Source organism: Stenotrophomonas sp. HITSZ_GD, from assembly GCF_029543105.1.
Lineage (GTDB): Bacteria > Pseudomonadota > Gammaproteobacteria > Xanthomonadales > Xanthomonadaceae > Stenotrophomonas_A.
On sequence record NZ_JARQXB010000008.1, the window covers coordinates 32,264 to 58,048 of the forward strand.

General features: G+C 65.8%; 22 protein-coding genes. 12 read left to right on the plus strand and 10 right to left on the minus strand.

Translation table 11 applies throughout. The annotated features are described in order from the left end of the window. Positions 1 to 16: 16 nt before the first annotated feature. The 4 genes from P6166_RS09755 to P6166_RS09770 are packed head-to-tail and all read left to right on the plus strand — an operon-like array spanning position 17 to position 6,938. Positions 17 to 2,290: a glycosyltransferase family 39 protein gene (locus tag P6166_RS09755; RefSeq protein ID WP_277764274.1), complete on the plus strand. Its 2,274-nt coding sequence runs from the start codon at positions 17 to 19 to the stop codon at positions 2,288 to 2,290. A 1-nt stretch (position 2,291) separates the two neighbouring features. Beyond that, positions 2,292 to 5,354, plus strand: a complete 3,063-nt coding sequence (locus P6166_RS09760) for a glycosyltransferase (RefSeq protein ID WP_277764275.1) — start codon at positions 2,292 to 2,294, stop codon at positions 5,352 to 5,354. A 20-nt stretch (positions 5,355 to 5,374) separates the two neighbouring features. Next, a complete protein-coding gene (locus P6166_RS09765) occupies positions 5,375 to 5,899 on the plus strand; it encodes a hypothetical protein (protein WP_277764276.1) in 525 nt (174 codons plus the stop codon). A gap of 40 nt (positions 5,900 to 5,939) precedes the next feature. Beyond that, positions 5,940 to 6,938, plus strand: coding sequence for a glycosyltransferase (locus tag P6166_RS09770; protein WP_277764373.1), 999 nt, complete (start codon positions 5,940 to 5,942; stop codon positions 6,936 to 6,938). 54 nt (positions 6,939 to 6,992) lie between these two features. On the opposite strand, the gene P6166_RS09775 is transcribed toward P6166_RS09770, so the two are convergent. Next, positions 6,993 to 7,934, minus strand: coding sequence for an electron transfer flavoprotein subunit alpha/FixB family protein (locus P6166_RS09775; protein WP_277764277.1), 942 nt, complete (start codon positions 7,932 to 7,934; stop codon positions 6,993 to 6,995). Beyond that, complete coding sequence (locus tag P6166_RS09780; RefSeq protein WP_277764278.1) at positions 7,934 to 8,680, minus strand: electron transfer flavoprotein subunit beta/FixA family protein; 747 nt, start codon at positions 8,678 to 8,680, stop codon at positions 7,934 to 7,936. The genes P6166_RS09775 and P6166_RS09780 overlap by 1 nt, the downstream gene beginning before the upstream one ends. Before the next feature lie 324 nt (positions 8,681 to 9,004). Here P6166_RS09780 and P6166_RS09785 point away from each other — a divergent pair, with 324 nt between their 5' ends. From P6166_RS09785 to rfbD, 5 genes are all read left to right on the plus strand, one after another. After that, complete coding sequence (locus P6166_RS09785; RefSeq protein ID WP_277764279.1) at positions 9,005 to 9,733, plus strand: class I SAM-dependent methyltransferase; 729 nt, start codon at positions 9,005 to 9,007, stop codon at positions 9,731 to 9,733. Between the two features lie 103 nt (positions 9,734 to 9,836). After that, positions 9,837 to 10,892: a dTDP-glucose 4,6-dehydratase gene (rfbB, locus tag P6166_RS09790; RefSeq protein ID WP_277764280.1), complete on the plus strand. Its 1,056-nt coding sequence runs from the start codon at positions 9,837 to 9,839 to the stop codon at positions 10,890 to 10,892. Between the two features lie 16 nt (positions 10,893 to 10,908). After that, the gene (gene rfbA, locus P6166_RS09795; RefSeq protein WP_277764281.1) at positions 10,909 to 11,796 is read left to right on the plus strand and encodes a glucose-1-phosphate thymidylyltransferase RfbA; all 888 of its coding nucleotides are present in this window, start codon (positions 10,909 to 10,911) and stop codon (positions 11,794 to 11,796) included. Then, positions 11,793 to 12,350 (plus strand): dTDP-4-dehydrorhamnose 3,5-epimerase, encoded by a 558-nt coding sequence (rfbC, locus tag P6166_RS09800; RefSeq protein ID WP_277764282.1) that lies wholly within the window; start codon positions 11,793 to 11,795, stop codon positions 12,348 to 12,350. The genes rfbA and rfbC overlap by 4 nt, the downstream gene beginning before the upstream one ends. Further along, positions 12,347 to 13,258, plus strand: coding sequence for a dTDP-4-dehydrorhamnose reductase (rfbD, locus tag P6166_RS09805; protein WP_277764283.1), 912 nt, complete (start codon positions 12,347 to 12,349; stop codon positions 13,256 to 13,258). The genes rfbC and rfbD overlap by 4 nt, the downstream gene beginning before the upstream one ends. Before the next feature lie 145 nt (positions 13,259 to 13,403). Here rfbD and P6166_RS09810 read toward each other — a convergent pair whose 3' ends face one another. Together P6166_RS09810 and P6166_RS09815 are read right to left on the minus strand one after the other, a co-directional pair. After that, positions 13,404 to 14,807: a mannose-1-phosphate guanylyltransferase/mannose-6-phosphate isomerase gene (locus P6166_RS09810; RefSeq protein WP_277764284.1), complete on the minus strand. Its 1,404-nt coding sequence runs from the start codon at positions 14,805 to 14,807 to the stop codon at positions 13,404 to 13,406. 20 nt (positions 14,808 to 14,827) lie between these two features. Next, positions 14,828 to 16,177 carry a phosphomannomutase gene (locus P6166_RS09815; RefSeq protein WP_277764285.1) on the minus strand — a complete coding sequence of 450 codons (1,350 nt, stop codon included), beginning with the start codon at positions 16,175 to 16,177 and terminating at the stop codon, positions 14,828 to 14,830. 146 nt (positions 16,178 to 16,323) lie between these two features. Between P6166_RS09815 and P6166_RS09820 the strand changes: the two genes are divergently transcribed. Further along, entirely contained in the window at positions 16,324 to 17,055 is a 732-nt protein-coding gene (locus tag P6166_RS09820; RefSeq protein ID WP_277764286.1) for a CoA transferase subunit A, read from the plus strand. Then, on the plus strand, positions 17,055 to 17,684 hold the full coding sequence (locus P6166_RS09825; protein ID WP_277764287.1) for a CoA transferase subunit B: 630 nt from the start codon (positions 17,055 to 17,057) through the stop codon (positions 17,682 to 17,684). Before P6166_RS09820 ends, P6166_RS09825 begins: the two co-directional genes overlap by 1 nt. 23 nt (positions 17,685 to 17,707) lie before the next feature. Here P6166_RS09825 and P6166_RS09830 read toward each other — a convergent pair whose 3' ends face one another. Together P6166_RS09830 and P6166_RS09835 are read right to left on the minus strand one after the other, a co-directional pair. Continuing rightward, the gene (locus P6166_RS09830) at positions 17,708 to 19,780 is read right to left on the minus strand and encodes a glycoside hydrolase family 99-like domain-containing protein (protein WP_277764288.1); all 2,073 of its coding nucleotides are present in this window, start codon (positions 19,778 to 19,780) and stop codon (positions 17,708 to 17,710) included. Further along, positions 19,780 to 21,429, minus strand: coding sequence for an electron transfer flavoprotein-ubiquinone oxidoreductase (locus tag P6166_RS09835; protein WP_277764289.1), 1,650 nt, complete (start codon positions 21,427 to 21,429; stop codon positions 19,780 to 19,782). The genes P6166_RS09830 and P6166_RS09835 overlap by 1 nt, the downstream gene beginning before the upstream one ends. Before the next feature lie 114 nt (positions 21,430 to 21,543). Here P6166_RS09835 and P6166_RS09840 point away from each other — a divergent pair, with 114 nt between their 5' ends. Continuing rightward, positions 21,544 to 22,125, plus strand: a complete 582-nt coding sequence (locus P6166_RS09840; RefSeq protein WP_277764290.1) for an alpha-ketoglutarate-dependent dioxygenase AlkB — start codon at positions 21,544 to 21,546, stop codon at positions 22,123 to 22,125. Positions 22,126 to 22,246: 121 nt separating this feature from the next. Here the strand turns inward: P6166_RS09840 and P6166_RS09845 are convergent, their stop codons facing one another. From P6166_RS09845 to P6166_RS09860, 4 genes are read right to left on the minus strand one after another with little or no spacing between them, the layout of a single operon-like run. Continuing rightward, complete coding sequence (locus P6166_RS09845) at positions 22,247 to 22,885, minus strand: ABC-type transport auxiliary lipoprotein family protein (RefSeq protein ID WP_277764291.1); 639 nt, start codon at positions 22,883 to 22,885, stop codon at positions 22,247 to 22,249. Next, on the minus strand, positions 22,882 to 23,808 hold the full coding sequence (locus P6166_RS09850) for an MlaD family protein (RefSeq protein ID WP_277764292.1): 927 nt from the start codon (positions 23,806 to 23,808) through the stop codon (positions 22,882 to 22,884). Before P6166_RS09850 ends, P6166_RS09845 begins: the two co-directional genes overlap by 4 nt. Before the next feature lies 1 nt (position 23,809). Next, on the minus strand, positions 23,810 to 24,634 hold the full coding sequence (locus tag P6166_RS09855) for an ABC transporter ATP-binding protein (RefSeq protein ID WP_277764293.1): 825 nt from the start codon (positions 24,632 to 24,634) through the stop codon (positions 23,810 to 23,812). Next, positions 24,634 to 25,755 (minus strand): MlaE family lipid ABC transporter permease subunit, encoded by a 1,122-nt coding sequence (locus tag P6166_RS09860; RefSeq protein ID WP_277764374.1) that lies wholly within the window; start codon positions 25,753 to 25,755, stop codon positions 24,634 to 24,636. The genes P6166_RS09855 and P6166_RS09860 overlap by 1 nt, the downstream gene beginning before the upstream one ends. Between the last annotated feature and the right edge of the window lie 30 nt (positions 25,756 to 25,785).

Sequence of the window (25,785 nt, forward strand, 5' to 3'; positions counted from 1 at the left end):
CGGGGGGGGCGAAGCATTGAAGAACGACACGTTGCCAATGAGCCGCAATGAGCCAAAGGCGGGTGCGCAAGCACTCCTCCTGGCCGCGCTGTGGACGATCTTGGCGCTGCTCGCCTATCTAGGCCTGCGGCACCTGAACATGGATCCGCGGCGTGGCGATATCGTGCGCCTGGATAACGTGCAGATGCAGGGCTTCGAGGAGGAAGGCGGCCAGTTGCGCAGCGTAGGTGCCATGCCTGCAGCTTTCCATCTCATCGAGGGCGACGCGGCTTTCACCAGCGAGGACTATTACGTCTTCTCGTTGGAGGCGGATACCGTGCCGGGCGCGCCCGCGCAGCTGGTCGTGGATCTGTATGGGAGCGATTACGACAGTCCTGCGCAGGAACGGCAATTCCTGCTCACCCCGGGGCAGCACGATCTGCGCGTGGCCGGCCGATTCAATACCGGCCGCGCGCCCGCGCGCGCGGCTTTCCGGGTGTTCTATTCCGGTCCGCCGGGACTGGCATTAAGCGACGTGCGCATCGCACACCTGCCGGCGTGGCGCGTCTACCTGGAACGCCTCCTCGGGTTGACGCTGGCGGGCGCTGCGGTCCTGTTGTCGTGGCGCCTCTCGGTATGGCTCCTGGGCAAGGGCGGGGAGGCGGGTGGCGTTCAAGGCAGCAGCCTGTTGCTCGCGGCGGCTGTCGTCGGATGCCTGCGCTTCGTGTTCCAGGCCGGGTTGCCCTACTGGTCTGGCGACGAATATCTGTACAAGTCGATCGCCTCCGGCATCTGGCATGCGGGTCGGTCGGGCATCCCAAGTTCGAGCCAGGTGTTGCACGACACCAATCTACCCAACCTGCTGTACGGGTACTGGATAGCGCCGGCATTCGCCTTTGGAGAGGACTTCTACCTCGCAATCCGTGCAATCAACGCCGCGACGATGGCGCTTGGCGTGATTCCGCTCTATTTCATCGCGCAGCGGTTGATGCCGGCGCGCCGCGCATTGGCGGCGGCGGTGCTAGGGCTCGCGCTGCCTTCGCTGTTCCTCGGCTCTTTCGCCGTTACCGAGGCACTGTACTTCCCGCTGTTCCTGTTCGCCTGCCATGCGCTGTTGCGCATGATGGAGCCGCCCGTCTCGTGGCGCGTACTGGGGCTGTTCGGCCTGTGTGTCGGCGTGCTGCTCAACGTGCGGCTGAATGCCATCATCCTTATTCCTGCCGTTGTCGCCTGCACGCTCATCTCGCAGCGCCGGACATGGCGCGATTGGCTGTTCAGGCCCGCATGGGCGACCTCGCTAGTGGTGGCCGGGGTCAGCTACCTGTTGCTCAAGCACCTTTTGACCAACCCGGACGCGGACGGCTTGGGCTTCTACGAGAATCGCTCCGGCGGTTGGGCTAGCACTGCCATTCGAATGGCCCTGCAAGGACCGCTGGGCACGGTGAAGCTCCTGCTGGGCCATTTCACCTTGCTGGCGCTGCCATTTGCGCCAGCCATCGCGTTCGTGCTGGCGCTTCCGTGGATGCGCATGGAGGATGAGGATGCCGGGCGGCGACGCAACGTGGCCATCGCCCTGCTGCTGGTCGTTGCGTTGTCCGTGGCCATGGCGGTGGCCTTCACGCTGGGCGTTGCACCACAGGACATAGGGGGGCTGGGCCGCTGGCATAGTCGTTACTACTTCGCTGCGCTGCCGCTGCTGGTTGTACTGACTTTCACCGGCGTAGAGGGATGGTCGTGGACGCGTGGTGCCCGCATCGCGTACGTGGGCAATTTCTTTGCCCTGATGCTGTCCGCCGTGCTGTTCGTCGTGGTGTTCAAGCTGGCGGCCGACCCGTGGTTCGGTTCCACCGTCGATAGCATGGAGGCGCATTGGTACAAGGTGGCCGCATGGCTGTTCCCTTGGTTCCTGCTGGCCATGTTTGTAGCGGGCGGGCTGGTACTGGCCGGGCGCCGGGCTCCCGCAATTGCGCTCCTGCTGGGGTGGTTGGCGGTAGCCAACTTGGCCACTTTTCGCGTGCTATCAACCGGGCCAGGGTCGGATGATCCGCAATGCGGCAAGCTTGCTTACCAATTGGTTGCGCGCGCACCGGGGTCGGTCGCGGCGGTGGTCAGCGGCCGGGAAAGCCTGGTTGATAACCTGTTCTGGCTCCCCTACCTGCCGCGCGAAGCGCGATTCGTGGAGGCGGGCAGCCAAATAGATGTGTCCGCCCTGCCGGGCGACGACTACATCCTGTCGGACCCCCAGGTCACTATCACCGGTGCCGAGCTGATCGAGCACACGGGCAACTGCCGAATCTATAGAGCGAACTGAAATGACTGACCTCAAGGAAATGCCGCCGCACTCCTCGCGGGATCGCCAGGTCTCGGTGATCGTGCTGACATGGAACGGTTTGGAATACACCAAGCCTTGCCTGGACAGCGTCTTGGCCCACACCGACACCCAGCTGACCGAGATCGTCGTGGTGGACAACGGCAGCACAGACGGCACCGTTGAATATCTCAAGCAGCTGCCGGGTATCGCGACTGTTTTCAATAATGCCAACCTGGGCTTCGTTAAGGGCAACAACGCGGCGCTAAAGCTCATTGCGCCGGATCGGGACGTGATCCTGCTCAACAACGACACCGAGATAGACGACCCCCTGTGGATCGAGAAGCTGCAGCGAACCGCTTATTCGGGAGATGACGTCGGCGTGGTCGGTTGCCGCATCAAGCGGCTGGACGGCGAAGATTTCCAGCACGCCGGCACGTACATTCCGGACCGCACTTATTGGGGCCAGCAGTTCGGCAGCGGCGAGAAGGACATCAACCAGTATCCCTACGATCGGGACGTGGAAGGCGTGGTGTTCGCCTGCGTATATATCCGCCGCGAGCTCATGGACAAGATCGGCTTCCTGGACGAGGATTTCTTTTCCTACTACGAGGATTCGGATTACTGCCTGAAGGCGCGGCAGGCCGGATACCGCGTGGTCAATTGCGGCTCGCTGACCGTCAGGCACCGCGAGCATGGCTCGACTTCCGCCAACAAGGTGAGTCACAGCGAGATGTTCCTTAAGTCGCAGGAAACATTCCTGCGCAAATGGAAACAGACGCTCGACGCCCGCTATCCGTACAAGCTGCACCTGCATTCCACATTTTTCAACCCGGTCGGCTACGCGATGACCGCGCGGCAAATTGCGCTGGGGTTGGACGCCCACGGTGTGTCGGTCTCCTACGAGTACTTGTACGGCGAAGGCACGGTATATCCTGTTGATGAGCCTCGTGATCGCAGTACCGGGGTCTATGCCTTGGAAGTGATCAAACAGCGTCGCGAACCCGACGCATCGGTGCCGCGTCTCATCTACGGGCAGGCCGATGCCTTCTCCACCGTGAAAACCGATTCCTATCGGATCGGCTACACGATGCTGGAGACCACCGGCGTGCCGAAGGAATGGGTTGATGGATGTAACAAGCTCGACGAGCTTTGGGTGCCTACACCGTTCAACGAATGGACGTTCCGCCGCTCCGGCGTCAAGGTGCCGATCACCATCATGCCGCTGGGGCTGGTGGACACGAATTACTTCAACCCCGAGATAAAGGGCGCGCCCATCCCGGAGGTATTCACGTTCCTGTCGATCTTCGAATGGGGCGAGCGCAAGTCGCCGGAGACGCTGTTGCGCGCTTTCAACCGTGCGTTCCGTGCCACCGACCCGGTCGTGCTGATCTGCAAGTACTCCAATCGTGACCCCGGTGTGAATCCTTCCGCGATCGTGGCCGGTCTGGGGCTGGATCCGGAGGGCGGGCGGATCATCTACTCGGAGAACGAGAGCACGCCCTATTACCAGGTGGCGCAGCTATACCGTTCCGCCGACTGCTTCGTGCTTCCCACGCGGGGCGAAGGGTGGGGCATGCCGATCCTGGAGGCGATGGCCTGCGGGACGCCAGCGATTGCCAGCTACTGGAGTGCGCAGCAGGCTTTCTTGGACGAGGACAACAGTTACCCGCTGCAGGTGTCCCTGACGCCGGCGGAAGCCAAATGCCCGTACTACCTGGGTTTCGAGTGGGCGCTACCAGACGAGCAGCACCTGGTGAACCTATTGCGCCATGTTTACGCGAACCAGGAAGAGGCCGCCGCGAAGGGCAAGCAGGCCGCGCAAGACGTCGCGCAGTATTGGTCACTCGACAAGAGCACAGACCGCATGGCCGCCCGCGTGGCCGAGCTACAGGGCGATACTTCGCGCGTCAAGCGTCGTTCGCGTCCCCGCAAGCGAATCGGCATTGACTGTAGCCGGGCCATCGGCAGTGAAGTCTCTGGCGTGGGCGGCTATGCCGCGACCCTGGTCAAAGGCTTGTCGCAGTGGCAGGCAGAGCACGGCCGAGATTTCGATTTCCTGTTGTTCCCGGGCTTTGGTAGCTTCACCCACCCGGCCTATCGTCCTGAAGGGGGCTCGCCGTTCCAGGTCGCTCGCGGCACCGGCATGACCACGTACCGCGGACCGTTGCCTGCGTTCGGCCATGCCGATACCTACGTGCCCGGGCTGGACTTGGTGTACTGCACCGCCAATGCGTTCCCGCGCACCATCGACGGGCCCAGTCTGATGGTCGTGCATGACACGACGTTCCTCTCGCATCCGCAGTTCCACACCCGCGAAAACATCGATCTGTGCGAAAGCAATTTCAAGCACGCTATCGATGCGGACAGTCATTTCGTCGCGGTATCGGAGAATTCGCGGAACGATCTGATCCGCCACTATGGCGTACAGCCAGATCGCGTGGTCACTATCCACAACGGCATCGACGGTTCAGTGTTCAGGCCCGCCTCGGAAGTTTTCCAGCACAGCGTGCGCCAGCGCTACGAACTGCCGGAAAAGTACTTCCTGTTTGTCGGCTCGCTGGAGCCGCGTAAGAATCTCAAGACGTTGTTGCGTGCCGTGCAGGAGTGGCACGGGGAAGAAGCGTTGGTGGTGGTGGGTGCCTCGGGCTGGCTTAACGACGAGCTGCGGAAGTCGATGGCCTCGGCGGGTAGCCGGGTCAAGGTGCTGGGCTATGTCCCGCGCGCGGACCTGCCATCGCTCTACGCCATGGCCACTGCGTTCGTGTATCCGTCGCTGTACGAGGGCTTCGGCCTGCCCGTAGTCGAGGCGATGGCCTGCGCTACGCCGGTCATCACATCCAACAACAGCTCGCTGGGAGAAATTGCCTCCGACGCCGCCCTCCTGCTGCAAGATCCACTTGACGCCACGGAAATGGGCAACGCGTTGCGCCGCCTTTCGGAGGACGCCGCGCTGCGGAGTTCGCTGCGTGCAGCGGGCCTGGCGCGGGCATCCAGATTCAGCCTCCAGGAACAGGTACGCAAGCATGTCGAGTTGTTTGCCCGACTGGTCGGAGGTGCCCAGTGAAGCGGATTTGCCTGAGTGCCATGCTGGGAGCACTTCTGCTCGGCGGCTGCAGTGATCCGCAGCAGCCACCAAGCATGGGAGGAGCGCCTGCCCCCTCTGAAGCGCGTCGGCTCGCCGAATCGTCTGACGCAGCCATTACCCAGCCGCCGGCGTGGGTGGCAGCGGCGCATCCTTCTGAGCTGCTGGAATGCTACGTCGATGTCGTGGAAGGTGCCGAGCGAACTCCGGGGGGCTGGCAGGTGGCAGCGCATACCGCGCTGCTTTCGGGATGGTCTGTGAAGCTCGACCAGAAGCAGCAGCCGCCAGCCCTCCTTTTGCTGCAAGGACCGAACACATACGTCTTCAAGGCGGTGCGTTCGCAACGTGACGATGTCACGCAGGCCGAACAGTTCCGCGTGATAGCCCCGGCGGATCCGGGCGTGGCCGTCCCATTGTGGCTGGAAGGCGTCGTACCGGGTACGTATCGTATGTCGCTGGTCGTGGGCGAGGCTGCCGAAGCGCTGCGCTGCGACCTGGGCGAGGCCAACCAGTTGCTGGTGCGTTGAGGGCGGGGAAATCGTGCCGGATCATGATGAGGGGAAGGAAATGGGCAATTTAGGCACTGGAGGCGAAAGCCAGGTGATCGCCGTCGTGATCCCGAGCTATCGTGTGGTGCGGCATATCCAGGAGGTATTGGCGGCGGTGGGGCCCGAGGTCGCGCTAATCTACTGTGTGGACGATGCCTGCCCGGAGCACAGCGGCGACTTCATCGAAGCCCACGTCACCGACCCACGCGTGCGCGTGCTGCGCCATGAAAAGAACCAGGGCGTCGGCGGTGCGGTGATGACCGGGTACCGTCAAGCGATCCGTGATGGCGCGGCGGTGGTGGTGAAGATCGACGGCGACGGCCAGATGGATCCCTCGCTGCTCCCTCATTTCGTGGGGCCGATCCTGCGCGGCGAGGCCGATTACACCAAGGGCAACCGTTTCTGGGATCTGCGCAACATCGGTCAGATGCCGCCTCTGCGCAGACTGGGCAATCTCGGCCTGAGCTTCATGGCCAAGGCCTCGACCGGCTATTGGGATATCTTCGACCCTACTAACGGTTATACCGCGATCAGCGCCCCCGTGGCCAGCCACCTGCCGATGTCACAGATCAGCCACCGTTATTTCTTCGAGACGGACATGCTGTTCCGCTTGAATGCGATGCGGGCCGTGGTCGTGGACGTGCCGATGGACGCAAAGTATGGCGACGAAGAGAGCGGACTGAAGATTTCCAGGATCTTCTCGGAATTCTTTACAAAGCATGCCAAGAATCTCGGCAAGCGAATCATCTACAACTACTTCCTTCGCGACCTGTCCATCGCCTCCATCGAGCTGGTGGCGGCGATCGGCCTGCTCGGCATCGGTTTCGTGTTCGGTGCCTGGCACTGGTGGGCTTCACTGCAGCGCAACGTGCTCACCCCCTTGGGCACCATCATGATCGCCACCATCCTGCTTGTGTCCGGCCTGCAGTTCCTGCTGGCTTTCCTGGGGTATGACATTGCGAGCGTACCCAAGCGCGTATTGCATCGCTCGTTGCCAGCGCGGCGCAATCCCAGCTGATAGGCAGGCGCAAAGAAAAAGGGGCGTCATGATGACGCCCCTTGCTGGACGGCGTTAACCCACCGCCTTCTCAAGCTCCGGCAGGAGCGTAAAGAGATCCCCCACCAACCCGATATCGGCGATCTCGAAGATCGGCGCATCCGCATCCTTGTTGATCGCCACGATCGTCCCGGCGTCCTTGATGCCGGTCAGGTGCTGGATCGCGCCGCTGATGCCTACCGCCACATACAGCTCGGGGGCGATGATCTTGCCGGTCTGGCCCACCTGCAGCTCGTTGGGCACGTAGCCGGCGTCCACTGCCGCGCGGGACGCGCCGACGGCTGCGCCCAGCTTGTCGGCCAGCTGGTAGATGACCCGGAAGTTCTCCTCCGAGCCGACGCCGCGGCCGCCGGAGACGACGCGCTTGGCGCTCTGCAGGTCGGGGCGGTCGGATTTGCCGGCGGCCAGGCCCACGAAGCGGGTGTGGGCGGGCAGGGTGGCATCGGCCTGCACGGCCTCGATGGACGCGCTGCCGCCCTTGGCCGCTTCCGGCCAGGACGCCGTGCGCACCGTGGCGACCACGGTCTGGTCGGCCGGCGCTTCCACGGTGATGATCGCGTTGCCGGCGTAGATCGGGCGCTGGAACGTATGCGTGCCTTCGACCGCCATCAGGTCGGAGACCTGGTTGACGCCCAGCAGGGCGGCCACGACGGGCATCAGGTCCTTGCCGAAGGTGGTCGAGGGGCCGAAAACGTGGCTGTAACCGGAGGCCAGCTTCGCGATTTGCGGGGCAAGCACCTGCGCCAGTGCATGCTCGTTGGCCGGATTGGCCACGGTCAGCACCCGTGCCACGCCGGCAATCTGCGCGGCCTGGGCAGCGATGCCGGCCGGGTCGGCGGCCAGCACCACGACGTCGATGGATTCGGCCTGCAGGGCCTGCGCGGCGCTGACGGTCTTGGCGGTGGCGGCATTGAGCTGCCCACCCAGGTGTTCGGCGACGATGAGTACCTGGGCCATTACAGCAACCCCTTCTGCTTGAGTGCGGCCACCAGTTCGGCGGCATCCTTCACCATGACGCCGCGGCTGCGCTTGGCCGGCGGGGCGTAACGGGTGGTCTTCAGGCTGTCGTTGGCTTCCACGCCGAGGTCGCCGAAGGCGATCGTCTCCAGCGGCTTGCTCTTGGCCTTCATGATGTCCGGCAGCTTGATGAAGCGCGGCTCGTTTAGGCGCAGGTCGGTGGTGACGACGGCCGGCAGGTCCACTTCCAGCGTCTCCAGGCCGGCGTCGACTTCGCGGGTCACCGTGGCCTTGCCGTCGGCAACGACCAGCTTGGAAGCAAAGGTCGCCTGCGGGCGGCCCCACAGCGTGGCCAGCATCTGGCCCGTCTGGTTGGCGTCATCGTCGATCGCCTGCTTGCCGAGGATCACCAACTGCGGCTGCTCCTTCTCGACCAGCTTGAGCAGGGCGCGCGCGGCGGTGAGCGGCTGCACGGCGGCATCGGTGACGACGTGGATGGCGCGGTTGGCGCCCATGGCCAGGCCATTGCGCAGGTGCGCGGCGGCGTCGGCCGGGGCGAGCGTTGCGACGACGACTTCGGTCGCAATGCCGGCATCGCGCAGGCGCAGCGCTTCTTCCATGGCGATTTCATCGAACGGGTTGGGCGAAAGCTTGACGCCGTCCGTGACCACGCCGGAGCCGTCCGGCTTGACCTGGATGCGGACGTTGTAGTCCACCACGCGCTTGTAGGCGACGAGGATTTTCATCTTGTACGAGATCCTTCAGCTGGTGCGGGAAGGCCCGGCCGCGGCGGCTGGCGCGGGGCAGTGGGGTCGATTCTAGCCCGCAATGGCTTTCCATGCGATGGCGTATGGAGTGGGTGACGACGTCACCACCAAAATGGGTACTATCGGCTACAGCGCTTGGAATTCGATCAACGGACGAGAGATACCCCCATGGCAGATGTATGCCCGGTGTGTGGCAGTACGCTCCAACCCGCCCTGACTTCTTGGCACTTCGAGTGCGCGGGCTGCAGTTATGAAGGTAGCAATCTGGAGCCCAAGATTCTGGAGCAAGCCGTGGGGGGGGACTTGGACGAGGCCGAGCGCGAAAGTGGGCTATCGGCGTTGCGCAAATCCAATTTCCAGCTGCTGGCCGAGCGTCTGGAGAAGCTGATGGCGGGGCGTCCCGCCGGGCGTCTGCTGGATGTCGGCTCCGCGCACGGCTGGTTCCTCGACGCCACGTCAGGCCGACTGGAAGGCTTGGGACTGGAGCCTGACGTGGCGGTGGCTGACGCGGCGCGTCGGCGTGGCGTGCCTGTCCGCAGCGGGTTTTTCCCGGATGCATTGGCCGCTGACGAGCGTTTCGACGTCATCTCCTTCAACGACGTGCTCGAGCACATCCCGGACATCAACAAGACCCTGGATGCCTGCCGGGAACGGTTACAGCCGGGTGGTTTGCTGGTGATCAACGCGCCAAGCCGGCGTGGCGTGCTCTACCGTATATCGCGGGTCATGCAACGCTTCGGCGTGGCCGGCCCCTTCGAGCGCCTGTGGCAGCGCGGTTTTCCATCGCCCCACGTCCATTACCTGGATACGCGCGTGATCGAAGCGCTTGCCGGGCGCCACGGCTTCCGCCTGGAAGACAGGATGTCCCTGCCTTCCATGAAGGTGCAGGGGCTTTACTCGCGCATCCGTTACGCCAAGGACGTGCCAGTCGCGAAGGCAATGGCCATGACGGCGGCTTTGGGCGTGGCCTATCCGGTGCTCGCCGTACTTCCGCCGGATATCGAGGTTTGGTTCCTGCGCAAGTCCGGGTGAACAAGGCCGCGCCCTGCCCGGGCTAGACGTACCGTGTACGGGGAAATGACGATATTCTGCGCAGTTGATCTGGGCGGCACGGCGCCGCGAGGAGAACTAAAGCGTGGGAACCTGGCTTATAACCGGTGGCGCGGGCTTCATCGGCGGTAACTTCGTCCGCGAAGCGGTGGCCCGTGGCGTGAAGGTGGTCAATCTCGACCTGCTTACCTACGCCGGCAACCTGAACACACTCGCGTCGCTGGAGGGGGATCCGAACCACGTGTTCGTGCGGGGTGATATCGGCGACCGCGACCTGGTGTCGCGCCTGCTGGCCGAGCACCAGCCCGACGCGGTGGTGAACTTCGCCGCCGAGAGCCACGTGGACCGCTCCATCGATGGCCCGGGCGCCTTCGTGCAGACCAACGTGGTGGGGACCCTGGCCCTGCTGGAGGCCAGCCGCGACTACTGGAAAGCCCTGCCGAAAGGCCGGCGCGAGGCGTTCCGCTTCTTGCACGTGTCCACCGACGAGGTGTACGGCACGCTGGGGGAGACCGGCAAGTTCTCCGAGACCACGCCTTATGCGCCGAATTCGCCGTACTCCGCCTCGAAGGCCGCCTCGGACCACCTGGTTCGCGCTTTCCACCACACCTTTGGCCTCCCGGTACTGACCACCAACTGCTCCAACAACTACGGTCCGTACCACTTCCCCGAGAAGCTCATCCCGCTGGTCATCGCCAAGGCATTGGCCGGCGAGCCGCTGCCGGTCTACGGAGACGGCAAGCAGGTGCGCGACTGGCTGTTTGTCAGCGACCACTGCGAGGCCATCCGCACCGTGCTGGCGAAGGGACGTGTGGGCGAGACGTATAACGTCGGCGGCAATGCCGAACGGCAGAACATCGAGGTGGTGCAGGCGATCTGTGCGCTGCTCGACGAGCGCCGTCCGCGTGCCGATGGCCAGCCGCGCGAAAGCCAGATCACCTACGTCGCCGACCGTCCCGGCCACGACCGCCGGTACGCGATCGACGCGTCGAAGCTGAAGAACGAACTGGGCTGGGAGCCGAAGCACACCTTCGAGCAGGGCATCGCATTTACCGTCGACTGGTACCTGGACAACCAGGACTGGGTGCGCGGGGTGCTCGACGGCAGCTACCGCCTCGAACGCATCGGCACGGCCGCCTGATTACGGAGCGATCCACATGAGCAAACGCAAGGGCATTATCCTGGCAGGTGGTTCCGGCACGCGGCTGTATCCGATCACCAAGGGCGTCAGCAAGCAGCTGCTGCCGGTGTACGACAAGCCGATGATCTACTACCCGCTCAGCGTGCTGATGCTGGCGGGCATCCGCGACGTGCTGATCATCAACACGCCGCACGAGCAGGCGCTGTTCCAGAACCTGCTGGGCGATGGTTCGCAGTGGGGCATGAACATTCAGTACGCGGTGCAGCCGAGTCCGGACGGGCTGGCGCAGGCCTATCTGATTGGCCGTGATTTCGTCGACGGCCAGCCGAGCTGCCTGGTGCTGGGGGACAACATTTTTCATGGGCACGGGTTGACTGAGACGCTCAAGCGCGCCGATGCGCGCGAGCACGGTGCCACCGTGTTCGGCTATTACGTCAACGACCCGGAGCGCTATGGCGTGGCCGAGTTCGACAGCTCGGGCAAGGTTATTGGCATCGAGGAGAAACCGGCCGAGCCGCGCTCGCATTACGCGGTGACCGGGCTGTATTTCTACGATGGTCGGGCCGCGGATTACGCGAGGGACCTGAAGCCCTCGCCGCGTAGCGAGCTGGAGATCACGGACCTCAACCGCTGTTATCTCGATGACGGATCATTGCATCTCGAACCCCTGGGTCGCGGCTACGCGTGGCTGGATACGGGCACGCACCAGTCGTTGCATGAAGCCGCCAATTTCATCGAAACCATCCAGGCACGGCAGGGGCTGCAGGTCTGTTGTCCCGAAGAAATCGCCTTTGGCAACGGCTGGATCGATGTCGCGCAATTGGAGCAGCTGGCCGCACCACTATCAAAGAACGCCTACGGCAAATACCTGCATGACCTGGCGCGACGAGGGAAAATATTTTGAAGCTGATTGAGACGAGCTTGCCCGGTTGCGTAGTCGTCGAACCGAAAGTTCATGGTGACGACCGCGGATTCTTCTTCGAGGCCTGGAACGCCGAACGCTATGACCAGGCGGGCCTGGGCATGCGCTTCGTGCAAAGCAACGTCTCCTCGTCGAGCCGGGGCGTGCTGCGTGGCCTGCACTATCAGTGGCCGCGCCCCCAGGGCAAGCTTGTCAGCGTGCTCGAGGGCGAGGTATACGACGTGGCGGTCGACATCCGGCGTGGATCACCCCACTTCGGAAAATGGACCGCCGTCGTGCTTAGCAGCGAGAACCGTCGGCAGTTCTGGATTCCCGAAGGCTTCGCCCACGGTTTCGCTGTCCTGTCGGAGCGTGCGGTGTTCAACTACCTGTGCACCGATGTCTACGTGCACGAGTTTGATGCATCGGTACGGTGGGATGACGCAACCATTGGCGTGGATTGGCCGATCACGGAGCCACTGCTCTCGGCCAAGGACTCGCAGGCGCCTTTCCTGGAACAGATCGACCCGCTGCGGCTGCCGGTCTACACGCCATGACCACCTTGGTGCTGGGCGCCAAGGGGCAGGTTGGCAGGCTGCTTCCCGGCGCCTTGTCCGCGTTGGGTCCCGTGGTCGCCGCCACGCGCGATGGACAGCTTGCCGACGGCAGTGCGTGCGAGGTGGCGGACTTCTCCGATCCGTCGTCGCTGACACGACTGCTGTCACGCCTGCGTCCGCAGCGTGTCGTCAACGCTGCCGCGTACACCGCGGTCGATCGGGCTGAACAGGAGCCGCAGGCGGCTTTCCTGGTCAATGCGAGTGGCCCCGAGGCCATCGCGGCGTGGTGCGCGAAAGCCGAGGTTCCCTTCGTTCACTACTCGACGGACTATGTCTTCGATGGAAACGGGCAGGTGCCATATCGCCCGGAAGACCCCACCGGGCCGCTGGGTGTTTACGGCGAGAGCAAACTTGCCGGTGAACAAGCCATTCGTGCCGCGGGCGGCCCGCACGTCATCCTGCGAACCGCTTGGGTCTTTGCCGCGCAGGGCCACAACTTCCTGCGCACGATGCTTCGACTGGCCGCCGATCGTGACGAACTGCGCGTGGTGGGCGACCAGATCGGTACGCCGACCTCCGCCGACCTGATTGCCGATGTCACCGCGAGGATCCTGGCGCACGAAACCCCGCGCGCGGGCGTTTGGCATCTGACGGCAAGCGGGCAAACCAGCTGGCATGGTTTCGCCGAGATGCTGTTGCACCGTGCCGGCGACATGGGGCTGATTGCGCGGGTGCCTCGGGTGGTGCCGATCACCACTGCGGACTATCCGACGCCTGCGCGGCGTCCCGCCTACTCGTGCCTGGACTGCAGCAGCCTGCGTGCCGACTTTGGCGTCGAGTTGCCACCGTGGCAGCAGGGCGTCGAGCAAGTATTGGCGCAACTCGTGGCCGCCACGGATCAGCCATAACGGCCGGTAGGCTTGTGTAGCCTACGATGCAATCGGCCGAGGTTGCCCCCAGTCGTTACGCTGCATCCAGCAAGCTGCCTGTCCTCCGGCCATTCGCGGTCAGCACACGACCGGGAGATGATCCCGGTCGTGTGCGCAGTGCGGATCAAGCCCGCCCGTACGTATCCTCGAACCGCACAATGTCATCCTCGCCGAGGTAGCTGCCGGACTGCACCTCGATCAGCTCCAGCGGCAGCTTGCCGGGGTTGCGCAGCCGGTGCGTCACGCCCAGCGGGATGTAGGTGCTCTGGTTCTCGGTGAGCAGCAGCACATCCTCGCCGCGGGTCACCTCGGCGGTGCCGCTGACCACGATCCAGTGCTCGGCACGGTGGTGGTGCATCTGCAGGCTCAGCGTGGCACCCGGCTTGACCGTGATGCGCTTGACCTGGAAACGCTGGCCATTGTCGATCGAGTCGTACGCACCCCACGGGCGGTAGACCTTGCGGTGCCAGGTGGCCTCGGAGCGCTTGTCCTGCTTGATGCGCGCCACGACCTCCTTGACCTCCTGCATGCGCTCGCCCCTGCCGACCAGCACGGCGTCGGCGGTTTCCACGACCACGACATCATCCAGCCCCACCAGCGCGATCAGGCGATCACCATAGGCGTAGGTGTTGCGGCAATCGATGGCAATCACATCGCCGTGGTGCGCGTTGCCGTCCGGGTCCTGCTCGGACACGTCGCGCAACGCGGTCCACGAGCCCACGTCGCTCCAACCCGCATCCAGCGGCAGCACGGCCGCGTCCTGGGTCTTTTCCATCACCGCGTAGTCGATCGAATCCGACGGCACGAGCTTGAAGGTCTCCTTGTCGAGACGGACGAAGTCCGAATCGCGCTTGGCACCCTCCCAGGCCTTGCGGGTGGCTTCGAGGATGGCCGGGTTGAGCTTGCCCAGTTCCTCCAGGTAACGCGAAGCCTTGAACAGGAACATGCCACTGTTCCAGAAATACTCGCCGGACGCGACGTAGCCTTGTGCGGTGACCAGGTCGGGCTTCTCGACGAAGCGCTCGACCGGACGGGTGCCGCTCTCCGAAGCGGCCTTGATGTAGCCGTAGCCGGTTTCCGGTGCCGACGGCACGATACCGAAGGTCACCAGCTTGCCTTCGCGCGCCGCCTTGGCAGCTTCCAGCACGGCGTCCTGGAAGGCTTTCTCGTCATTGATGACATGGTCCGAGGGCAACACCAGCAGCAGCGCGTCACCGCCTTCGCGGGTTGCTTCCAGCGCCGCCACGGCAATGGCCGGGGCGGTGTTGCGGCCGATCGGCTCGAGCATGATTGCCTGCGGCGTCGCGCCGACCTGCTGCAGCTGTTCGGCAGCGACGAAACGATGCTCTTCGTTGGCAATGATCAGCGGCGCGCGGCCGGCGATGGGCGCCACGCGATGCCAGGTCGCCTGGAGCATGGTGTACTCGCCGGTGAGCGGCAGGAACTGCTTGGGATAGCTCTCGCGCGAGAGCGGCCACAGCCGCGTGCCGGAGCCGCCGGAAAGGATGACGGGAAGGATATCGTTCATGGCAGGTCCTAGGCGGTAAGTCAGGATTCGAGGAGGCGGGAGATTTCATCGGTGCGGGCCTGCATCAACGCCGCGTCACCCCTGGCTTCCACATTCAGCCGCAGCAGTGGCTCGGTATTTGAGCTGCGCAGGTTGAAGCGCCAGTCGCCGAAATCCGCGCTCACGCCGTCGGTATGCTCCAGCGTCGGCGACAGCGGCGCGAAGTGCGCCAGCACGCGGGCCACCGAGGCCTTGGCATCGGCCACCTTGAAGTTGATCTCGCCGCTGCACGGGAAGGCCGCCATGCGGTCCTCCACCAGCTCGGCCAGCGACTGGCCCGACTGCGAGACCAGGTCGGCGATCAGCAGCCACGGAATCATCCCCGAGTCCGCATAGGCGAACTCGCGGAAGTAATGATGCGCGCTCATCTCGCCGCCGTAGACGGCATTCTCCGAGCGCATCTTCTCCTTGATGAAGGCATGGCCGCTCTTGCACAGCACTGGCACACCACCGGCGGCCTCCACCATTTCCACGGTGTTCCAGGTCAGCCGCGGATCGTGGACGATCTTGCCGCCCGGCTGCTTGCGCAGGATGGCCTGGGCCAGCAGCCCCACCAGGTAGTAGCCCTCGATGAAGCGGCCGTTCTCGTCGAAGAAGAAGCAGCGGTCGAAATCGCCGTCCCACGCAATGCCGAAGTCCGCCCCATGCGTGCGTACCGCTTCGGCGGTGGCGGCGCGGTTCTCCGGCAGCAGCGGGTTGGGAATGCCGTTGGGGAAATTGCCGTCCGGCTCATGGAACACGCGCACGAACTCGAACGGCAGGTGCGGCGCGAGCAGGTCGACGATCGCGCCGGCGCCGCCGTTGCCGGCATTGACCACCAGCTTGAGCGGCTTGAGCGCGTCGCGGTCGATGTAGCTCAGCAGGTGCTGGATGTAGGCGGACTTGTCCGGCTCGCTGCGAACGCCAGCCGTGGCCGGCGACGGGGTGGACGTATCGGCCTCCACCGCGTCGGAGATCGCGAACAGGCCGGTATCGGAACTGATCGGCTTGGCGTTCTCGCGCACCAGCTTCATGCCGTTGTAGTCCATCGGGTTATGGCTGGCGGTGACCATCACGCCACCCGCTGCGCCGCGGTGGTCGGTCTGGAAGTAGACCTCCTCGGTGCCGCACTGGCCAATGTCGATGACCTCGCGGCCGGCGCTACGCAGGCCGGCGGCGACCGCCGCGCTCAGGCCCGGGCTGGTCAGGCGGATGTCGTGGCCCACCACGACCGGGCCGGCACCCGCCAGCTGCTCCGCCAATGCCACGCCGATCCGGCGGGCCATGTCCTCGTTGAGTTCGTCCGGTACACGGCCACGGATGTCGTAGGCCTTGAAGGCGGGTAGCGTCATGGGGGAGGGAACCTCGCTGCGGGGGACTCCAGAGTTTAGCGGGAGGCCTGCGGGTTTGGCTCGTCCTTTGCAAGCCGCACTGCGGCGGGACAGGCCGGAGTCAGTCGCTAGAATGGGCACCCACATCAACACGTGAGGCGCGGTGGATGAGCAGGTCCGGCACGATGGGCACGCAGGGCAAGCGGTACGCGGACGCGGCGGAGGCCCTGCGCGGCGTAGTGGCCGACGGCCAGACCCTGGCGGTGGGCGGGTTCGGCCTGTGCGGCATTCCCGAAGCGCTGATCGCCGCGCTGCGTGACAGTGGCGTGAAGAACCTCACCGTCATTTCCAACAACGCCGGCGTGGATGGTTTCGGCCTGGGCTTGCTGCTGGAGACCCGGCAGATCCGCAAGATGATTTCGTCCTACGTGGGCGAGAACAAGGAGTTCGAGCGGCAGTACCTGTCCGGCGAACTGGAGCTGGAGTTCAACCCGCAGGGCACGCTGGCCGAGCGCCTGCGGGCCGGCGGTGCGGGTATCCCGGCCTTCTATACCGCCACCGGGTACGGCACGGTCGTGGCCGAGGGCAAGGAAACGCGCGCGTTCGACGGCAAGCAATATGTGATGGAGACCGCGCTTCGCGCCGACGTCGCGTTGGTGAAGGCGTGGAAGGCCGATGCCGCGGGCAACCTGGTGTTTCGCAAGACCGCGCGCAACTTCAATCCAGCCTGCGCGATGGCGGGGCAGCTGTGCATCGCCGAGGTCGAGGAACTGGTGGAGGTCGGCCAGATCGACCCGGACCAGGTACACCTGCCGGGCATCTATGTCGACCGCATCGTGGTGAACGCGCATCCGGAGAAGCGCATCGAGCAGCGCACCGTGCGCAAGGAGACCCCCTGATGGCCTGGACCCGCGACGAAATGGCCGCGCGCGCCGCGCGCGAGCTGAGCGATGGCGCCTACGTCAACCTCGGCATCGGCCTGCCCACGCTGGTGGCCAACCACATTCCCGAAGGCGTGGACGTGTGGCTGCAATCGGAGAACGGCCTGCTCGGCATCGGCCCGTTCCCGACCGAGGAAGAGATCGACGCCGACCTGATCAACGCCGGCAAGCAGACCGTGACGGCGCGCCCGGGGGCGAGCTACTTCGGCAGCCACGATTCCTTCGCGATGATCCGCGGCGGGCATATCGACCTGGCCATCCTCGGCGCGATGCAGGTCACCGACAAGGGCGACATCGCCAACTGGATGGTGCCCGGCAAGATGGTCAAGGGCATGGGCGGGGCGATGGACCTGGTGGCCGGGGTCAAGCGCGTGGTCGTGCTGATGGAGCACGTCGCGAAGGACGGCAGCCACAAGATCCTGCCGCAGTGCGACCTGCCGCTGACCGGCGTGGGCGTGGTGGACCGCATCATCACCGACCTGGCGGTGTTCGATGTCACGCCGCAGGGGCTGAAGCTGGTCGAGGCGGCCGAGGGCGTCGGCGACGACGAACTGAAGCAGAAGACCGGCGTGGCGTTTTCGCGTTGAGGCGCCCGCGCGGTTCGGCTTGCTCAGCCGCGCCGCGCATAACGGTAGGTGCCGGCAGCTGGCTCCGGCTGGCCCACGGCGCCTGCCGCGCTCACGACGCGGTAGCCACTGGCGCTCGCACCCAACGAGAACAAACGCTCGATCGCGTGGGCCAGCGTTCCATCGACCTGTCCTGCCTCGGCTTCGAACTCGCTTGCGTACGGATGCAGATCCAGCAAGGGCCGTAGTGCCTCCAGGCGTGCCCAGAACATGCTGCCGCTGGCAAATGTCGCCTGCGCGACATCGGGGACGTCGATGCCGATTCTGGCCGCCAGTGCGCGTACGCGGCGCTCGTTGGCGCCCCAGTAGAACCCGAGGGGTTGGATATGGCCCTCGGGTGCGACCAGGCCCAGCCTCGAGTCATTTGCAAAACCCGACATGATCGCGCTCGCTCGCTCGGGCGCCAGCAAGGCTCCCACCATCTCGCGTCGCCAGTCGTCTCCGTCCTGGCGATGAAGCGATCGCTTGGTGTGCAGTTTTAGGACGAGCGAAACGCCTTCGTTGAGCAGGCGGTCCGCAACGCGCAGGAAAGGCAGTACATCGCGTCCGCGGTTTTCGAACACGCAAACTTCGCCCTGCATCCCGCGCGCCTGCAGGCAGTCGTGCACTGCTTTGGCTTTGTCTTCCGTCGTGGTAATGACCAAGCGGTGCGAGAACGCCGCGGAATGTAGCTGCATCAGCAACTCGTTCAAGACGTCCGGATAAAAGGCATGAATCACTACGCAGGGTGCGGAGCTGCCGCTGACCCGTGCATGCAGTGCATTGCGCGTCGCCTCCAGCCACGCGTATCCCAGGCGCATGTCCGGCTCCAGCACGGCGCCTTCGGCCCACTCGTTCCAGGCGTTGATGAAGACCAGTCGCTGCGCCGGCGGAACCGGCGCCAGACGCTCATGGATCGTGCGTTGCAGCCACTCGCCATAGCCCCGCGGCGAGGCATGCAGCAACACACGTCCCTTGCCGGAACGACGGGGCTCGTTGTCCCAGCCCGGGTTCACTCCAGGGTAAAGCCGGTAGGCCGGCAGCGGCCGCTGCGACGCCTCGCGTGCCAGTTCGCGCCAGTCGAGCACATCGCCGGCGAAATCCGGGTTGATCAACGTCTGCGCCGCGGTTACCGAAGGCGGACTGCTCATGTTCGGCGGGAACTCGACCGCTGCATCGAAGCCAATATCGCGTGGATCCGGCCGTTCGAAGCCCTGCACATAGGCAAGATGGATTTCGCCGATCCCGTTCGCGCTGCACCATTCGCGCCAGCGTTTCGCAGTGGCGGCAGGGTCGGGCATCAGGCTGGGGCGATACACCAGCAGCATCGGCCTTCCGTCCACGCGCAGCGCGCGACGGTCGCGCAGATACGGCGCCACGTGCGCAATGAACGCCAGGTCATCTTCGGCGCTGTGTTGTTGCGCCATCAGCACATCGTGGTCGCGGCCATCCCAGCGTCGGGCCCAGTTCTCGTTGGCCCAGCACAGGCAGAAGGGCAGGTCGATTCCATCGTCGGCCAGCCACTGCTGTAGCGGTTGTTCCAGCAGCGTCTGCCCTGCGAACCAGTAGTAGTAAAAGCAGAACGCGCCGATCCCGTATTCGCGTGCAAGACGTGCCTGTTCGCGCATCACGCCGATATCGCGAAGATCGTAGAAGCCCAGGTCCGCCGGCAGCCGCGGCTGCGCATGGCCCTCGAACTGCGGCAGCGCGCGGGTGACATTACGCCACTCGGTGAAGCCCTTGCCCCACCAGCGGTCGTTCTCGGGAATCGGATGGAACTGCGGCAGGTAGAAGGCGACCAGCGTGGCCGGCAGCGTGGCCGGCAACGCTTCCTGCCGATAGGGCACATGGCCGATGGCAGCCTCGTCGGCGCGCATCAGCGGCCGATGCGCGCCATCGCCTGCCGCAGGCGCCTTGCCCTTCGGCGGAGGCGGCGCCCACGCCGCACCGCGCGAGAGGAAGCGCGCGCGCCAGCGATCGCGCGTGGCGTCATCCAGCGGCAGCGCGCGGAACGCGGTGCGCAGTGCCCGGTACAGCACGTGGCGGAGAGCCTCGCCGGGCGGACGCGCCGGGCTCATCACAGGTTCTGGTAATTCGGGCCCGAACCGCCTTCCGGCGTCACCCAGTTGATGATCTCGTACGGGTCCTTGATGTCGCAGGTCTTGCAGTGCACGCAGTTGGCCGCGTTGATCTGCAGCCGCTTGCCGGTGGCCGTGGTGGCGTCGGCGACGATCTCGTACACGCCGGCCGGGCAGAAGCGCGTGCACGGGTTGTCGTACTCCTGCGCGCAGCGGGTGACGCAGATATTCGGGTCCAGCACGTGCAGGTGCACCGGCTGGTCCTCGTCGTGCTCGGTGGCGGCGAAGTACACGGCTTGCAGGCGGTCGCGCGGCGCCAGCTCGCGTTGCACGTAATCCCGCTTGGGCTCCTCGTGTTCGCCCACCTTGTCCAGCGAACACCAGTCCGGCTTGTTCTTCAGCGTCCACGGCGAATGCCCGCCGGTGAGGGTTTCCCAGGCAGCGTTGGCCAGGCCGAACCACAATCCCTTCTTGAAGCCGGGCTTGATGTTGCGCACCTGCTTGAGCTCGGCCATCGCATCGGAGGCGCGCAGCTTGGCGTCGAAGCCTTCCGGTGCCAGTTGCGAGGCGGCCAGGTGCTCGGCGGCGAGCATGCCGCTGCGGATCGCCTGGTGCGTGCCCTTGATCTTCGGCACGTTGAGCAGGCCGGCGGTGTCGCCGATCAGCAACGCGCCGGGCATTTCCACCTTCGGCAGCGACTGCCAGCCGCCGGTCACGATCGCGCGCGCGCCCGCCGACAGGATGTTGCCGCCTTCCAGCAGCGGCTTCACCGTGGGGTGGTTCTTCCACTGCTGGAACGCCTCCCACGGCTTGTATTCGGGGTCGCGGTAATCCAGCCCGCTCACGTAGCCCAGCGCGATCTGGTTGTTTTCCAGGTGGTACAGGAAGCTGCCGCCATAAGTGTCCGGGTCCGCCGGCCAGCCGAGCGTGTGCACGATCTTGCCCGGCGTCACGCGCCCTTCCGGCACCTGCCACAGCTCCTTGATGCCGATGGAGTAGCTCTGCGGCTCGCTGTCCGCATCCAGGCCGAAGCGCTTGATCAGTCGCTTGGTCAGGTGGCCGCGCGCGCCCTCGGCCAGCACGGTCACCTTGGCGTGGATGTCGATGCCCGGGGTGAAGCCGGGCTTGTGCGAACCGTCCTTGGCCACGCCCATGTCGCCGATGCGCACGCCGACGACCCGGCCGGTCTCGTCGTGCAGCGTCTCGGCGGCGGCGAAGCCGGGATAGATCTCCACGCCCAGCGCTTCGGCCTGCGGCGCCAGCCAGGCGCACATCGCGCCCAGGCTGACGATGAAGTTGCCGTGGTTGCGCATGCCCGGCGGCACGACGGGGAACTTGCGCCCGCCGTCCTTGGTGAGGAACCAGAACTCGTCCTCGCCGGCCGGCACGCAGATCGGGGGCGGGTTGTCGCGCCAGCCCGGCAGCAGGCGGTCGAGCGGTTCGGGCTCGATCACCGCGCCGGAGAGGATCTGCGCGCCGATGGTGCTCGCCTTCTCGATGACGCAGACCGACAGTTCCGGGTTGAGCTGCTTCAGGCGGATGGCAAAGGCCAGCCCCGACGGGCCAGCGCCGACGGCGACGACGTCGTACTCCATCACGTCACGTTCGATTGCTTCGGACGCGACTGCGCCGACTCCGGATTCCGACATCTGCTCCACTCCCGTTTGGCTCGATGGCTGTCCCTATTTTCAGGGTTTGCGCGAAGGCGGGCAAATTCCGGACGGGCGCGTATGGCGGGTGCCTGGCCGTGCTAGCGTGGCCGGATGCGGATCGACCTGCCCGACGCCGATGTCCAGTGGTTCCCCGGTTGGCTGCCCGGGCCCGAGGCCGACGCGCTGCGGCTGGCCCTGCTGGCCGAGGTCACCTGGGACGTGCACCGCATCAAGCTGTTCGGGCGGGAAGTGGATTCGCCCCGCCTGAGCAGCTGGATCGGCGATCCGGCCGCACGTTACCGCTATTCGGGTACGGAGTTCCGGCCCCATCCCTGGCCGGCATCGCTGCTGCCGTTGCGTGACCGGCTGGAGGCCACGTGCGCGGAGGCGTTCAACAGCGTCCTCGTCAACCGATATCGCGACGGCCGCGATGCGATGGGCTGGCACAGCGACGACGAGCCCGAGCTGGGCCCAAGGCCGGTGATTGCTTCACTGAGCCTGGGGGCGCCCAGGCGGTTCGTATGGCGGCACCGGCAGGACACATCGCGCAAGCGCGAGATCGTGCTGGGCCACGGCGACCTGCTGGTGATGGCGGGCGATACCCAGCGCCACTATCACCACGCGCTGCCGCGTACGGCCAAGCCAGTGGGCGAGCGGATCAACCTGACCTTTCGGCGGATCGCGCCGCGGTAGCTGGCACGCGCGGCGCGGTGCGCCGTGGCAGGAGGCTTCATGCCGCTGGCGCCGCATTCGTGCAGTCGTGGCTGAAGCCACTCCTACAGGGGATATCCCGCGCGTGTCGCGGCGCCTGCGTTCAGCGCGGCAGCTGCGCCGCGTCGCGCTGCCCGGTCTGCAGCGTCCAGCCCACCAGCTCGCCGGTCGTCTGCTGCAGCGCCTGCTCGAAGGCCCGCGCCACCGACGCCACGTCGGTGGCATTGGCCGGCCGTGCCACCAGGAAGGTGCGTGAACCCACCACGCGCTGGTCGGTGCTGTGCAGCAGCTTGGCGTTGAGCTCCACCGTCGCCGAAGGCAGCGCCTGCCCGGCGTAATCGGACTCGAAGCGGCGCAGGTCGAGCACCAGCCGGTAGTCGGCGCGGATGCCGTCGCTGGTGCGGCCGACACCCGGCACCTTGCCGCTGTCCTCGAATGCCCGCAGCACCGTGCCCTCGACGATGTCCGTCGCCGGCTGCGCCCAGGTGGCGCCCTGGTAGACCTGCAGCTCGCCGGGCGTGGGGCGCACGTTGATGCGCGGGCTGTCCACCAGGCGCGAGGCCGTCGGCTTGACGATGGCCAACTGCCAGGCCACTTGCGGCCAGCTTGCATCGGACGCCACGCGCACGTCGGGCGAGAAGATCGTCACCGGCTCGCGCGAGCCGGTCGACAGAACGGAGCAGCCGCCCAGCGCGAGCAGCGACAGGCACAGCCAGGCACGGACGGGACGCATCGGCTTCATTTGGGTTCGAACTCCTTCGGGGCGTCGCGACCGAGCAGGTAGCGCGCGGGATTGTTCTCGAGGCGGTCGCTGACGCGGCGCAGGTCGCGGATCAGGCCCCGCAGTTCGTTGAGCGTGGGGCCGAGCTGGCCCAGGCCATCGTTGGCGAAGCTGTTGATCGCCGCGCGGTTGTCGCCCAGGATCCCGTTGGCGTTGTTGGCCGCCGCATCGAGCTTGGTCAGCGTCGAGTCCAGCTTGTCCAGGATCGGCGGCAGCTGCTGCACCAGGTTCTTGTCCAGGTGGTCGATCGCGCCGTTGGTGGTGTTCAAGGTGCGGTCCAGGTTGCGCGCGGCATCGCGCGCACTGACCAGCAGCGCGCCCACGCCTTCGTCGCGGCTGTTGAGCGAGTTGCTGATCTTCTCCAGGTTCTGCAGCGTGGCCGAGATGCTGGCCACGTTGCGGTCGCTCAGCACCTGGTCCAGCCGCTCGACGATGCGGTTGGCGGTATCGGTGATGTTCTGCAGGGCCGAGGGCGTGGTCTGGATGATCGGCGCATCGCTCTTGTCCACCGAGGTGAGCGCGGGCGATTCGGGCGTGCCGCCGCTGAGCTGGATGATCGACGGGCCGGTGAGGCTGGTGATGGCCAGCTTGGCGCGTGTATCCACCTTGATCGGCGTGGTGGAATTGAGGCGGATGCGGGCCACCACCTGGCGCGGGTCGTTCGGCGCCAGTGTCAGTTCGGTGATCGAGCCCACCGCGATGCCGTTGTATTGCACCGGGCTGCCCACGGACAGGCCGGTCACGGCCTCGCGGAACACCACCCGGTAGTACTGCCAGGTGCGGTCGGAGGAATACTTGGCCGCCCACAGGCCGAACAGCAGCAGGGCCAGGCCCGCCACGATGGTGAAGGCGCCGATCAGCACGTAGTTGGCTTTGGTTTCCATCTCAGGCGGTCTCGCTCGATTCGGTCTTGGCGTCCCGCGCGGCGCGCGCGCGGGGGCCGTGGAAATATTCCTGCACCCAGGGGTGGTCGATCTGCTCGATCTCCGCCAGCGGCGCGTTGGCGATCACCTGGCGGTCTGCCAGCACGGCCACGCGGTCGCAGATGGCGTACAGGGTGTCCAGGTCGTGGGTGATCAGGAACACCGTCAGCCCCAGGGCTTCCTGCAGCGTCTTGATGAGCCGGTCGAAGGCGGCCGCGCCGATCGGGTCCAGGCCGGCGGTGGGCTCGTCCAGGAACAGCAGCGGCGGGTCCAGCGCCAGCGCGCGCGCCAGGCCGGCGCGCTTGCGCATGCCGCCGGACAGCTGCGAGGGCAGCTTGTCCAGCGCATCGGCGGGCAGGCCGGCGAGCTTGATCTTCAAAAGCGCCAGCTCGTAGAACCAGCGCTCGGGGAAATCGCGGTGGCGTTCCTTCAGCGGCACCTGCACGTTCTCGCCCACGGTCAGCGAGGAAAACAGGGCGCCGTCCTGGAACAGCACGCCGGTGTTGCGGGTGATGTGGTCGCGGTCCTGGGCCGATTCCGAGTTCGGGTCTGCGCCGAGCACTTCGATCTGCCCGGCGTCGGGCCGGCGCAGGCCCAGGATGCTGCGCATCAGCACCGACTTGCCGGTGCCGGAACCGCCGACCACGCCGAGGATCTCGCCGCGCCGCACGTCCAGGTCGAGGTTCTCGTGCACCACCTGCTGGCCGAAGCGGTTCACCAGCCCGCGCACCGAGATGGCGATCTCGGGCGTGTCGTCGGCGTTTTCGCGGCGCTTCTCGATCGCCATCACCAGCCCACCTTCATGAACCACAGCGCGAACAGCGCATCGAGGATGATCACCAGCGAAATGGTCTGCACCACGCTGGAGGTGGTGCGCTCGCCGACCGACTGCGCGGTGCCGGTGACCTTCAGGCCCTCCAGGCAGCCGATCAGCGCGATCACCAGCGCGAATACCGGCGCCTTGGACATGCCGACGAGGAAGTGGCGCACCTGCATCGTCTCGTGCATGCGCGCTAGGTACATCTGCGGCGGAATGCCCAGGTCGAACGCGCCCACGGTGACACCGCCGGCCAGGCCGGCGATCATCGCGATGAAGGTCAGCAGCGGCAGCATCAGCAGCAGCGCCAGCAGGCGCGGGATCACCAGCAGGTCGATCGGGTCCAGGCCCAGGGTCTGGATCGCGTCGATCTCCTCGCGCGATTTCATCGCGCCGATCTGCGCGGTGAACGCGCTGGCGGTGCGCCCGGCCAGCACGATGGCGGTGAGCAGCACGGCGAATTCGCGCAGGAAGGCGATGCTCACCAGCTCGACCACGTAGATCTCCGCGCCGAAGTCGCGCAGGATCGTCGAGCCGAGGAAGGCGATCACCGCGCCGACGAGGTAGGAGAGCAGCACCACCAGCGGCACCGCATCCAGGCCCACCTGCTCCATGTGGCTGACGGTGGCGGTGAGGCGGAAACGGCGCGGTTCGCGCACCAGGCGCCCGAGCTTGACCAGGTTCTCGCCCAGGAAACTGGCGAGCTGCACGATGTCCCGCCCGGTGTTGTGCACCGCCCGGCCCAGTCGCTCCAGCGCGGCGGCGAAGCCATAGTCGCGGCGCGGTTTCGGGCGGTCGTCCTCCAGCTCCTCGATGGTGCACACCAGCGCGCGGTGGTCGTCGCGGAAGGTGATCGCGTCGTCTTCCAGCCCGGCACGCCGGGCGAAGCGCAGCAATTGCAGCACGCCGGCTGAGTCCAGCTGGGCGATGCCGCTGGCGTCGATCTGGCACGGCTCGGCCGGCAGGTCGCGCAGCAGTTCGGCCGCGTCGATGGCCGTGTCCAGCACCCAGCTGCCGGCCAGGCGGATCCGTCCCGGGTCCGTCTGGTCCCGGTCGAGGGTGGGGGGCTGGGGGGGAATGTGGTCGCGCATCCGTGCGGGAGCATACATGGGCGAGTGTAT